This window comes from Sporosarcina sp. A2 (assembly GCF_050858885.1).
GTDB lineage: Bacteria > Bacillota > Bacilli > Bacillales_A > Planococcaceae > Sporosarcina.
Genome location: NZ_CP193898.1, coordinates 137,937 through 151,309, shown reverse-complemented (window position 1 = coordinate 151,309; position 13,373 = coordinate 137,937). Strand labels below are relative to the sequence as shown.

Here is a 13,373-nt window from a genome sequence, read left to right as displayed (position 1 = left end):
GAGGCTGAGATCGAGCCCGCGGAAAGCGTCCGTCTGCAGCGTAGATCAACACCGTTGGAGTTTTATTTATTTCAAGTGCTAAGTACCAGATAATTTATTTACATATATTTGGAGGAGGATTTTCAATTGAAGATTGTGTTGTCCGGGTTTTACGGATTAGGAAATACAGGAGATGAGGCGATTCTGAAAGCCATCATCGATAACTTGCGTGCGGAACTTGATAATCCAGAAATTACGGTGTTTTCATTGTCACCGGAGAAAACGGCGTCGGATCATAGCGTTTCTTCTGTGTATCGTGGATGGCGTCATGGGAATAAGGAGAAGATCAAGGCACTTCGGAAAGCAGATTTGCTGATTTCTGGAGGCGGAGGGTTGTTGCAGGATACGTACCCGACGAAGTTTTTGTTCGGCCCCCTTCCTTATTATTTACTAATTGTATTGCTTGCGAAGCTTTGCGGCACGAAGGTGATGTTCTTCTCTCAAGGGATTGGTCCTGTTACGAGTAACTGGGGTAAGACGTTGATGAAGGGTCTTGCGAATAAGGCGGATTTCGTTACGGTTCGAGATGAATACTCGAAGACGTACTTAGAGAATTTGGGTGTGACGAAGCCGGAGACGGTTGTGACTGCGGATATCGTGTTTGCGTTTAAGCCGGATGCGGATACGTCTGCTTATGATTCTCTTTCGTTGACTGGTGATGAGCGGTTGGTTGCTGTTGCGCCACGTCCTTGGTTTGAGCATGAGGATGCGTACATTGAGAAGCTTGCTTGGACGTTGGATGAATTGATTGAACAACGAAAAGTGACGCCTGTGTTTGTACCGATGGAGCCGCCGTATGATACGAACGTATCGAAGAAAGTACAAGCGTTGATGAAGCATGGGGACCAGACGAAGATTTTAGGTGAGCAATTTACACCGAATCAGTTTTATAACTTCATTGAACAGACTGATTTGACGATTGCGCTTCGATTGCATGCGTTAATATTCGCTGCGTTGTCGAATGTGCCCCATGTTGGATTGAGTTATGACCGCAAAGTCGAGAGTTTCTTAAAGCGTTCGGGTATGTGGGAGCATTCGTTTGAACTGGGTTCATTTACAAAAGAGGACTTGCTTGAGCAAGCGATCTATGCGCTGGATAATAGTGATGCATTGAAACAAAAGATGGAACCGAACGTCCAGGTATTACGAAGCGAAGCAGTCCGCAATGTGGACTTGCTGCGGGAACAGTTTTTGAATGGAGGCCGTTAAGCGGTGAAAATTTTATTAGCAACTGTATATGATTATCCTCATTTGGGTGGATTGTCCGTTCATCTAACTACATTAAAATCAGGACTCGAGTCACGTGGGCACGAAGTTGATGTTGTGTCGTTCTCGGACGTTCCTAAGTGGAAACGCGATGGTGTTGTGCGTGGCCCTGCGTTTTTATTGAATAAAATGAAACAAGGTAAAGGTTATGTCTGGACCTTGAAACGTCGTCAGGACGAGCTTGCAATCCTAATCAAAGAAGCGGTGTCGAAGAAAGAATACGACATCATTAACGCTCAAGACGTATTTACGACGTTCGCAGCGCTAGAAACAAATGTCCCTGTAGTGAGCACCGTTCATGGGTATTTGACGTTCGAAGGAATTTCAAAAGGGTCTGTGATTGAAGGGTCTCCTGAAGCGGCTGAGTTACAGGAAGCGGAGCGCAGAGGCTATAAGTCGACACGCGAAGTGATTACTGTCGATACGCGTATTAAAGAATACATTTTGAAAGAGACTGGTGTTACTGGTCATATGATCAAAAACTTCATCGACGTTGAGTCGTTTAAGCCTGAAATCGACCGTCGTGTTGAATTCCGAGATACATACGGATTCTCTCAAGACGAACTAATCTTCTTCGTACCTCGACGTTTGACGAAGAAAAATGGCGTTATGTACCCCATTCTGTCACTCCCTGCTGTTGTTGAGAAGTTCCCGAATGCGCGTGTCGTATTTGCAGGAACGGGTGAAATGATGGAACCGATGAAACAGAAAGCTGCGGAACTTGGCGTATCAGATCATATTACGATGCTTGGTGCGATTGACCACTCCGTAATGATGCAGTATTATGCATTAGCGAACGTGGCACTTGTACCCTCGATCTACTCTGCGGGTGTCGAAGAAGCCACTTCGATTTCCGCACTAGAAGCGATGGGTTCTGGCGTTCCACTGATTGCTTGTGCGGTAGGTGGATTGAAAGAGATTGTCGATAGCGGAAAAGACGGGTTGCTTGTTGAAGAGCAGAACGTAGAAGAGTTGAGTGATGCGATGATTCGTTTGCTGGAAGAACCGGCATATGGTGCGCAACTAGCTGAAGCTGGTCGTGCGAAAATTATTGCGGAATACTCGCACTTTGCTGCTTCTGAGAAATACGAAGCGATTTACTTAAAAGCCTTAAAACACTGATTGCGAAGCTCCCTGGTGCGAATCAGGGAGCTTTTTAGAATTTATGAGGAAGTACACGTAGTTTCACTTACGTGATTGGAGGACTTTTATGGGAAAGTTAAAACAAGCGGTGCTTTGGACCGCCATGCTTGCTCTTGTACTGAAGCTATCCGGTTTAGTACGAGAATCGATTGTCGGAACGAAATTCGGAGTATCGCATGAAACAGATGCGTATTTCCTTTCATTCGCCTTTATTACATTAGTCGTTGCGATGATTTCTACCGGATTCAATAATGTCTTTTTACCGATGTATATAAAAAACCGCAAGTCTGGCGAAGCTGGCGATCATAATGCCAACGCCTTATTGAACTGGACGATGCTCATTTTTGTCGGGATCAGCTTTGTAGGATGGTTCGGAGCGCCTTACTTCTTACCGTTGTTGTACGGTAAGATGACCGCTGAAACTGCCGTTATTGCTATTCCTATGACGCAAGTATTCTTCGCGTTCATGACGGTTATCGCACTTAGTGGGTTGCTCGATTCCTATTTACAATCCCGTCGTATTTTTGTTCCGTCACAAGTATCTAAAGTGCTTGCGACCTTATTTTCAGTTGTGTTCGCGATTTTGTTTAACGACCAATGGGGTATTTTTTCATTGGTGTATGGATTCATCTTCGGTACGATATTAGGTGTACTCGTTCAAATCTATTATTTGATACGTTCGGATTATAAATGGCGTTTGGAATTCAAGATGGACATCAAGTTTCGGAATGCTTTTCTATTACTGATTGTTCCTTCCCTATTGAACTCGGTTGTGGGGCAAGTGAATATGTTTGTAAACAAGGCGTTTGCTTCAGGGACTTCTGAAGGTGCTGTTACGTATTTAAATAACGCATCGCTTATCGTAAGTATTCCGAATGCGATTTACGCAACGACGCTTGCAGCAATTATCTTCACATTGATGAGTGAGCAAACAGAAGACCGCGCGAAGTTTAAGGAAACGTTTTTCCGTGGTATGGAAATCTCGCTTGTAACGTTGTTGCCGATCGCAGCGGGGTTACTCGTCATCGGAGATTCTGTCATAGCTTTCATCTACCAACACGGAAAATTTACTGCAGACGATACGTCTAGGACGCACATTGCGCTCATTCTGTATTTACCGGTCATTGTGTTCCAAGGGATGCAGCTCATGCTGTCGAAGTCGATGTATGCACGCGGAAAAACTGCGGTAGTGTTCCGGATCAGTGTGACGACGATTTTGATTAACTTCCTGATGAACTGGTTGTTAGTCGATCGCTACGGCTATCCAGCACTTGCGATTGCTACGTCTGTTGTAAGTGTGTACTTCTTTGCAGTGTCAATGGTTGTGGTGTATAAGGACCTTGGTAAAGAAGAATTGGTACGTTTTGGACGGATGGTTCCGCAAGTTTTAATTCCTACAGTGATCATGGGGCTTGTCGTTTGGGCAGCGAAAGGGTTTGTTGGACTAGGTTCGCTCAGTCCGGTTCTGCAGCTTGCGACGCTTGTGCCAATTGGTATTGTTGTGTATGCAGGAATGCTATTTGTGTTTTATCGTGCTGGGTTCAGACGGTTCTTGGGCTTGTTAAGACGAGGTTGATCGTTACCGTTCTTCAGTCGTCTTCCTAATAAAGGGTTCTCATAACAAAAATAGCTGCTGAGTGAAGTCGTGACTTCACTCAGCAGCTATTTTTATTTTCGGTTTGAAGTAACAGTGACTAGATCGCTTAGAATATACCCGTATTCTGGGGTAGCTTTGCCGTTATGCACGGGGTTCATGTCGTTCACGATTTGGTACCATACTTCTCCATTTGCTAGTTTTAATGTATCGACGATAATGACTGGATAGCCGAACATGCTTTCTTCTCCAAGTAGTTTGGGCATGTACGTAAATAACACGTTATCTGGGCTAACGCCTGGACTCGTCCGAATGTTAATGCCATCGTTTGCGTTGTAGTAATCGATGCGTCCGAGTGTGTGCTTTTTATACTCATGACCTCCAAGCTTTGTATCAAGCGTATAGAGATGTCCTGCTATCTTCGCACCCCAATCGGGATCAGATGCGTACCTTACGTTCGCTCCAACACTTTTGTTTCCAGTTACAGCCCCATTTGCATAGGCACCCATTGGATTCAAATAGTTTTTGTTCATATAATCTGCAACAAACGAATTAACGCTTGCTTCAGGTGTAGGGAATGTCTTTTCACACACTTTCGTTGACGAATCATATGCCTTGATGCCGAATAGATTGTTACACGTCAGTGCTTTTTCACTAATCCCGAAGTCACTTTCGTGAATCGCTGCCGCTAACATGAATAATGCGTTGACTCGATTGTTCGTCTCTAGTGTTTTCAACTTTTCTCCAAGTCCAACGAGTTTGGATTTGGTTGTTGCGTTTACGTATCGACTCGCACCTGTTGCTTGACGTTCCTGTAGCAATTGCTGGATGACCTGATTGAGTTGCTGCGCTGTGTAGCTAGTTGGCATACGCGCTGATAGGAACTGGAAGTATTGGTATTGAGTCGCTTGCACTCTACCTGCTTCGTCTGTGTACCGAACGCTATCATAACTGTAATAGTGACGCTTTTCAACAAGTCCCGCGGGCGCTGGACCTGCCATATAAGAACCGGATTTCTTAGTCATGTTGTTGTATGTGGAATGGTGCAAGATTCCATTTTCGCTTACAAAAAAATCTCTTCCTGTGATCAATTCTTTAGGGACAAGGTCTACATCACTATGGTGGACATAGCCGGTTTTCCCGCCTACTTCAACGATTACATAATCTGGACCACTTCCTCGATGTTTCATCTCGCGTCCTTCTTGAATGTACGTGAACTTTTTCGTCAACTTTGCATCTTCATAAATATCCGTTGTATTCGCTTTTGTATCTGCTGCAAATGCAAGCCCTGTCTTCATCTTAATAATATTGTGATTTTTAACGATTACGCGCAAATCGTTCGAACTTGAAAGTACTTTCAACGCCGCTGCGTAGTCCGCATATTGAGCAGAAGTTTCAACCACTTTACCATTTTGGATGGATGCCACTTTGTAGACATTCGGATTGTTCGGCTGTTCTGGTTCTGTTGGTTTCTCCGGTGGTGGTTCAGGCGTTGTCATGTTCTCTTCCAATTGAATGAACCGGTAAAGAACTGCAGCGACTTGGTCGCGTAGCGAGGTATCCTTTGGTTTAAATAAGAAGGATTTTGATCCCTGTGTACCAGACCCGCCTTTCATAAGGTCGACGGATGCTAGCCACTGTGCCGCAGAAACTCCACCGTTTAATGTAAATAACTTTTGGTCTTCGATGATAATGTCTTGTCCTGTACGCGTGTAGTTGTGCACTTCAAGAACGCGAGCCATAGTGAGTGCCAATTCTTCACGTGTAATGACTTTGTCGGGCATGAATTTCCCGTCTAGTGTTCCTGTCATGAAGCCTGATTTCTGGATTGCTCCAATTTCACCGGCTACTGCAGCCGATGGATTAACATCTATAAAATCTGGTGTTTCTTTTGACAGTGTTAACGTACGTGCGAGAAACGCTGCGAAATCTGAGCGTTTGACTTCCGCTTTCGGATAGACCTTGCCTCCCGTACCTTTAATGATTCCTCGCTCCATCATGAAGCGCATTTCTTTTTCAAGCGTCAATCCTTCTAACTCATCTGCATGTGTCGTGTTCGGCAAGAGTGAGAAGAGAACGAGTATCGATAGCATACACGCTAGTATCTTTTTCATCTTTAAAAACCTCCTGTTTCTTTAATTCATGGCGCTGAATACGGCAGCTGAAAATTCCGCACGTGTGGTTGGCTTAGCTACGTCGTAATTAGCAGTTTGAAAGACTTTAGTACGGTCTGCTGCTTTCAACGCATGAATGGCACCTGACATCCAATAGCTTGAAGGGACGTCTTGATAGAGCGATGCCGTATGGACCTGGCTACTTGTTTTCTCTGACAATTTGAACGCTCTGTCCATGATCACAGCGAGCTGACCTCGTGTTAACTCATCGTTAACGCCATATGTCGATGCATCATATCCTCGTAAAATGCCCGCTTGGTTCATTGCTGCAACGTGTGGGGCAAATGCGTGCGTTGCGGGGACGTCTTTAAATGTGGATGGTGTTGATACTTTCAATTTCAGTACACGATTTAGCATAGCTGCAGCTTGTCCTCGTGTAATAGAGAGGTCAGGACGGAAACTGTCGTCCTGAAAACCTGAGATGACAGCTTTTTCTGCAAGATCTTGAACTGCTTGATAGGCCAAGTGCTCTTTTGGTAGATCTGTGAATTGCTTGAATGGTAGAATTCGTTTCGCGCCGACATAGCGGGGTCCCCAATACGGATGACCTGTTAGTTTGTCGACAGTAATTCCATTACTTGCCGCAGAGACAAATTGGTTATTTCCTAAATAGATTCCTGTATGGGAAATTCCAGTCTTGTATGTATCTTTGAAGAATACTAAGTCCCCTGGTTGCAACTGATCTCCAGGAACAGGTATCCCTACTTTGTATTGGTCTTCGGATGTTCTTGGTAGAGCTATGCCAAATTGATTGAAAACGTACAGGATGTAGCCTGAACAGTCAAAACCTGCAGGCGTTGTCCCTGCCCAGAGATAAGGAACACCTTTAAACTTCAATGCATAATTCGTCACGTCGTCTCGCGTAGATGCGTGTGCTTGGTTCCCCATTCCTATAGGGAACAGCATAAGAAGCATTGCGATGGCAAGGAACAGAGTCAGTATCTTTTTCAAGTGATCCACCCTTTTCTATTAGTCTAGTAGACATCTATGTCAATTCTATCATTTATCTTATTAGTAGTGGAGATTTTCCCTCAAATATTTTATTTGTACTGAGTGAGACATATGTCCCGTGTGCAAGGCCTGGTATACAGTGGAATTTGTTTGAGACATAAAAAAAAAAGCCGCCTCTTTTATGAGGCGAGCTTAAATTGATCATTTTGTGCGCGTGATAGGAATACAGAGAAGTCTGAACGTGTAATCTTTTCATAAGGTTTGAACGTACCGTCGTTGTATCCACTTGTAATGTTTGCGTGCGCCAAGTTCATAATTGCTTGATAGGCAGCTATAGAAGGACTGACGTCTGTAAATGTTTTGTTCGCAGGATCTTTCAATTTATAGGCTTTAGAAAGCATGATAGCCATTTCTGCTCGCGTCACATTTACTTCCGGTCGGAACGTTCCATCTGTGAAGCCCGTAATGACTTTCGCTTCGACAGCTGCATTGATGTAACCGGATGTGAAGGATGATGGTGACACATCGCTAAATTTCGTTTGGGCAGGTGTTCCTGAATACCCGAGCGCTCTACCGATTAAAACAGCTGCTTCCCCGCGGTTTAGAGCGGTGTATGGACGGAATGTGCCATCAAGGAATCCTTTAATTTGTTTGTTATGTGCCAGGAAACCGATGGAGTCCGCGAACGGCTGTGTATTCTTAACATCGCTATAGGCAGGTGCTAGTAGTTCGATATATTGTCGTTCTACCGTCTGCTTCTTCTGCTCATCTATTGTTGTGACGAGCATTTCCTTTTTCCCTTTAACGCCATAGACGTCTAGTTGGTTATTTGTGAACTTCGCTACCTTTTTGTTCAGTTCAGCTTTTACAAATTTAGGATCCGTCGTTGCGATTGTGACTTTCCCAGTAGCATTCGTCGTTTGGAAACGAATCGTATTTGGGAACTCGGACGTGTATTGGATAAGCCCGTAACCGTATAAATTGTCTCTGCCTTTTACTCCTAAATCTTTTGCTGTACTTGTGATGAGTTGGCGAAGTTCAACGTTTGTTTTTGTCGGGAATCGTTCTTTATAAAGGGCAAGAATCGCTGTAACATGTGGCGTTGCCATAGAAGTTCCAGACAACCTTGTGTACCCATCGTTGCGCCCATCTTCGAAGTCCCACTCGATTGGGAATGTGCTTAAGATGGAGTCACCCGGGGCTACGATTTCAATCTCGGGTCCTTGTGCACTTTCCGGCATTTTAACGAGGTCATTTTGTACCGCTCCCACGCCAATGACAGAGCTGTATTTAGCGGGATATAACACTGCTTTATTCGCTGATTCACCGTTATTTCCAGCAGCTGCTGTGATAATGATCCCTTTATTGTATGCGGTTTGTAATGCAGTACGTAGCGCAACGTCATTGTTATCCGTTGTAATGCTCATGTTGATAATGTCCATTTTGTTTTTTATGGCCCACTCGACACCAGACACTAAGCTCTCAGTTGATCCTGAACCGAATGCATTCATAGCTTTAATGCTATACAAGTCAACAGATGGTGCGATACCAACTAGACCTGTATTATTTTTTTGAGCTGCGATAATTCCCGCCACGTGAGTACCATGACCGTTATCGTCACCATATGAAATATCAGGAGCACATTCAAAGCTAAGTGAGCAAAAACCGCCTTTTACTTTAAGATCTCGATGAGACACATCGATTCCAGAGTCTAGAATACCGACCTTCACCCCAGCGCCCGTATAGGGACTCAATAGGCTTGGTGAAGCCCCCAATACTTTTGCAGATTCGAGTTCTGCGTCTGCAGTCTGTTGGTAGTCAAGATTCTCTTGAACACTCACAGCTGGAAATTGTGTTTTTAAGGATGTAGCTTCTTCAAGGGTCAACTGAGCAGAAATAATCGGAAAAGTTGTGTACACCTCTTCTATAGAAAGGTTTTCATGTGTCAGGTAATCAACAAGTTCCTGCTGATTTCCACCGACCAACATGTAAGGGGTTTTTTCATTTTCTGAAGCTAAAACTGTTCCGCTTCCTATTAAACTAAGTATAAATACTGCCAATGCAGTTCGAACCATAGCCTTCATTGCAGTCATCCTCTCTCTATTAGTCTCTATTGTACAGGTTTCTTACAAAAAAAGAAGTCCTGCTCACACGAATGTGAGGTCAGAACTTCTAGCTGTTCATTAATGGTAACGCGGGGATGGAGATGTCCCAAATTCGGCATATAGGCTTTGGACATCTTTACGTCCTTCATAGTTATAGTAATAGTCTAGTGTTCCGAGAACAATCGCTTTTGCCATCGCTTCGCGGTAAACAGGAGACTTCAAGTATGAGTTGTCTTTTGTTGTATCGATGAATCCAAGCTCTAGTAACACAGCAGGCATTGAATTTTCACGAGTAACGTGTAGTGATTTGTTTTTCACACCACGGTCTTTTAAGCCCCAAGCTTCGAGCATACGCTTTTGCATATAGATCGCAAGTGCTTTGGATTCTTTTTCGTAAGGGTTTGTCCCTGCAGCGTAGTAATACGTTTCCGTACCTGTTCCCCCACCTGCATTGGCATGGACACTGACGAACAAGTTACCTTTTTGCTGTTTTGCAAAGCTGACGCGTCCAGGAAGTGATGGAAACGTGTCCGTTGTCCGCGTATAACTTACTTTTAAAGGTGTTTTCGCAAAATACTTTTGTGTTCTGAGTGAAACATCTAACGTGATTTCTTTCTCTTGAAGACCGAGTGCACTCGATCCACCGTCTTTACCACCATGACCTGGGTCAATGATGATAGTTTGTCCAGAAATTGATGCGCCTCCTGCAATTCCAGGAGCACCTCCGATTACAGGTGGTGGAGCTAAGTCAACTGGATCTTTGACATTGCTGACACTAGGCTGTGAAGAAGAGAGATATGCACTATGTACGAATCCATACGCATTGTCTGCCTTCATGTATACCCAGTCGCCCACTTTATAGAAGACTTCAACTGGATATCCTTTAAATATCTTTTTAATAGCCATATAGTCTGTCGTTGGACCTGTACGGAAGTTAAGTGAATCGTCTCCAGCGACATTGACATACATCGGTGTACTTTGTAGAGGAGCTGCACCTTCACGGAACTGCGCATTAATGGCACGTGTTAGGAATATTGCGAAGTCGCCACGTTTCATAAGCTGGCTTGTCCCAAAATTTCCTTTGCCAACGCCTTTTGAAATTCCTTTTGTGATGAGTTCATTGGCTGCGGCTGTTGTCGTGTTCGAATTATATCCGAATGCGCGACTGATAAGAACTGCCATTTCACCGCGGTTCAACGTTTTGTCTGGCTTGAATGTGCCGTCCGAGTAGCCTTTAATGATGCCCCGAGCAACTGAACTTTCGATATACCCAGATGCTGGATTCGTACTAGTAACGTCCGTGAATCGAGAATTTGTCGGTGTGCCGCTTAATTGAACCGCTTCTCCGATCATGGATGCTGCATGTCCCCGTGTCATTGCTTCATCTGGGCCAAACTTACTTGAATAATCATTTGACAAGATGTTGCTTTGAGACAGATACGTAATTTCTTCAAAGGCTCTATGGTGAGTCGGAATGTCTGTAAAGTATGCAGCGGCGTCTGCTTCACGTGGCTGGAAAGAGAACAAGGATAAGAGTAACAGAGAGCTTGCGGAAAGTAGTGCAATTTTCTTCAAATCAATAACTCCTTTGTCGTTTGCTGTAATCTAGAGTCTACCACTAAATTTACCAGTTTTATATGTTGCTTATGTACTAATTTAACCTTTTTCGACAGTTCACCAGTTTATAAACCTGGTAAAAAGGGAAAACTGCTGTCCCTGTACGTATCGGCAAGAACAGCAGTATGATTAGCATTTATTTTGTTAGTTTAAATCCGTTCTGTTGAACGTCCAGAGATAGGTCAATGATGCGACCTTCTACTTGAGGGTTAATCTTTTCCCCCATGTGCTGTAAATATTCAATCATATTTTGTGTGTCTGAGAAGCCAGGGTCTGTTACGCGTCCAGCTGTAGAGGCTTCTTTAAATACGTCGTATCCATCTCCACCTCGAGCTGTGAATGAGTTAGTCGCAATGTAATACGTTTTCGCTTCATCCAACGCTACATATTTGTCGTCTTCAAGAACCATAATTTCTTGGACACGTTCTCCTGCTTTTTTCGTACTATCAAATGTGAACTTCAATCCACCAACATGTAAGAACCCGCCATACTCCTGAAGACCTTTTCCACCTTCAATCGCATCTGACTTCACGCTGTTTTCGAGTGCACGTTTAATGTCTCTTCCTGGTGCTTCTACAATGGCAAGTGGGTTACCGAATGGTAATACTTTTACAACTTCTCCCACTGTAATTGTTCCTTCCTCAACAGAAGTACGGATTCCTCCGCCGTTCTGCATCGATATGACAGTCTTACCTTGAAGAGCTGGCAACGTTTTTGCTTTCCAGAGCATTGCATCCGCAATGACGTTTCCTAGGTTCGTTTCGTTGTGACGAATACTCGAAATCCCTACGTTGCTCGAATCACGCTTCGCATCAAGTACTACTTCGGATTCCACGCCAATTGACTCTTTCTTTAACTCTTCTACTCCAAGTGTGAATGGAGCTAGAATACCTGCTGCTTTCTTATCTGGCTTAATTTTTTCTTTGTCAATCTTGATTAGTTCTCCGTGATTCCAGTACATCTCACCTCTAGGATTAAATTTCACATCAAGCGTACCAAGGTTATTCGCATACTCCCCTGTCTGAACGATGAGTGTTGTACCGCCTGCATTGTTTTCAATTGCAATTGGCTCTTTTAACTCAGTATGACTATGTCCTCCAACGATAACGTCGATACCCGGTACTGCTTTTGCGAGGGATTGGTCACTACCATAAACAGATGATTCGTGAACTCCGATATGTGTCAATGCGATGATTTTGTTGACTCCTTTTGCTTCAAAAGCAGCAACTGTCGCTTTCGCACGGTCGATGTAGTTTTCAAGTTTCACTTTGTTCGGTGATGCAATATCGATTGTTTCTTCTGTTGTTAGTCCGAAGAGTCCTACTTTCACACCGTTTACGTCAACGATTGTTCCGTCGTATACACCTCCACCTTTAGCGTTTTCAACGATGCCTCGTGTCTGAAGTGCCGCAAGTTCAGGTTCTCCAGATAGGTCTATGTTTGCACCAAGTACTGGGAATGAAGCCCCTTTAACGTAGTTACGCATTGCGTCGTGAGATCCACCTTCATCAAATTCGTGGTTACCGAATGTAACTGCGTCGAATCCGAGATAGTTCATCATCACGGTATCAGCTTTACCTTTGTATTTGTTCCAGTAGAGATCTCCCGAGAAGACGTCTCCACCATGAAGAAGTAGGTTATTTTCGTTAGTTGCACGTAGTTCATTGACAACTGTCGCTACATACGGGAATGGATCTAAGTATGCGTGATGGTCGTTCATGTGCATAACCATTAAATCGAAGTAACCGAAATGTGAGTTACTTCTGTTTAAGAATAGTGCTAGTTCGCCTCGTGTCACTGGCATTGTTGCACCAAACATTTGGTTACCTTTTCCACTTGCGATTTTTTCTTTAACGAGTGCTTGTACGTATGGTGCGAAGTTTCCGTTCACATCTTTGAAATTGGTTTTCTTGATAGAGTTATCTACTTCAAGTTTTGCTGCTTTGACAAGCATTGCAGCTGCTTCGTTACGTGTTAAGTTTTCGTTCGATCCGAATAGTTTGCTTGTCTTACCATTTATCACTTTTTTCTCTGTTAGAGCGTCAACTGCCCATTTTGCATTCCGGGGTACGTCAGTGAAGCCGGCGTCTTTGTAAGTGCCTCCAGGTTCGAGTCCCATAGTTTTGGCGATGAATACGGCTGCGTCTGCACGCTTTACTGCTGAAGTTGTATCAAATGTAGTGGAAGTAATTCCTTTTGTAATATCATTTGCCCAAAGAAAGTTGACCGCGTCTTGATAGTTCGCGGAAACATCTGTGAATTTAGAGGAGTCGGCTGATGCAGTTGGTACTGCCAGTGCAGTTGCGACGGCAGTCGCAGTGATAGCTGTTGCCATGAATCTAGTCTTTTTAGTCATTCGGTTGTGCCCCCTAGTATGATAGTTTGGACATGCATGTCCATCATAGCAGTTTCATAGTGTTCCGACTAGTTGTATTTTGATTTGTTTGAATAAATGGGGGTGGACGGTGTCTAACTGCGCTTCGT

At 44.0% G+C, this 13,373-nt stretch carries 8 protein-coding genes; 3 read left to right on the top strand and 5 right to left on the bottom strand.

Annotated features, from left to right (window positions below):
- Positions 1–126: 126 nt before the first annotated feature.
- The 3 genes from csaB to murJ all read left to right on the top strand — a co-directional run bounded on the left by csaB (position 127) and on the right by murJ (position 4,024).
- The gene (gene csaB / locus ACRPI0_RS00730; RefSeq protein ID WP_432354148.1) at positions 127–1,248 is read left to right on the top strand and encodes a polysaccharide pyruvyl transferase CsaB; all 1,122 of its coding nucleotides are present in this window, start codon (positions 127–129) and stop codon (positions 1,246–1,248) included.
- A 3-nt stretch (positions 1,249–1,251) separates the two neighbouring features.
- Positions 1,252–2,427, top strand: coding sequence for a glycosyltransferase family 4 protein (locus ACRPI0_RS00725; protein ID WP_432354147.1), 1,176 nt, complete (start codon positions 1,252–1,254; stop codon positions 2,425–2,427).
- Between the two features lie 88 nt (positions 2,428–2,515).
- Positions 2,516–4,024 carry a murein biosynthesis integral membrane protein MurJ gene (gene murJ, locus ACRPI0_RS00720; protein WP_432354146.1) on the top strand — a complete coding sequence of 503 codons (1,509 nt, stop codon included), beginning with the start codon at positions 2,516–2,518 and terminating at the stop codon, positions 4,022–4,024.
- Between the two features lie 92 nt (positions 4,025–4,116).
- Here the strand turns inward: murJ and ACRPI0_RS00715 are convergent, their stop codons facing one another.
- The 5 genes from ACRPI0_RS00715 to ACRPI0_RS00695 all read right to left on the bottom strand — a co-directional run bounded on the left by ACRPI0_RS00715 (position 4,117) and on the right by ACRPI0_RS00695 (position 13,245).
- On the bottom strand, positions 4,117–6,156 hold the full coding sequence (locus ACRPI0_RS00715) for a glucosaminidase domain-containing protein (RefSeq protein WP_432354145.1): 2,040 nt from the start codon (positions 6,154–6,156) through the stop codon (positions 4,117–4,119).
- 21 nt (positions 6,157–6,177) lie between these two features.
- Complete coding sequence (locus tag ACRPI0_RS00710) at positions 6,178–7,167, bottom strand: NlpC/P60 family protein (RefSeq protein WP_432354144.1); 990 nt, start codon at positions 7,165–7,167, stop codon at positions 6,178–6,180.
- 179 nt (positions 7,168–7,346) lie between these two features.
- On the bottom strand, positions 7,347–9,260 hold the full coding sequence (locus ACRPI0_RS00705) for a S8 family peptidase (RefSeq protein WP_432354142.1): 1,914 nt from the start codon (positions 9,258–9,260) through the stop codon (positions 7,347–7,349).
- 90 nt (positions 9,261–9,350) lie between these two features.
- On the bottom strand, positions 9,351–10,847 hold the full coding sequence (locus tag ACRPI0_RS00700; protein ID WP_432354140.1) for an N-acetylmuramoyl-L-alanine amidase: 1,497 nt from the start codon (positions 10,845–10,847) through the stop codon (positions 9,351–9,353).
- Positions 10,848–11,025: 178 nt separating this feature from the next.
- On the bottom strand, positions 11,026–13,245 hold the full coding sequence (locus tag ACRPI0_RS00695; protein ID WP_432354139.1) for a 5'-nucleotidase C-terminal domain-containing protein: 2,220 nt from the start codon (positions 13,243–13,245) through the stop codon (positions 11,026–11,028).
- Positions 13,246–13,373 lie beyond the last annotated feature (128 nt).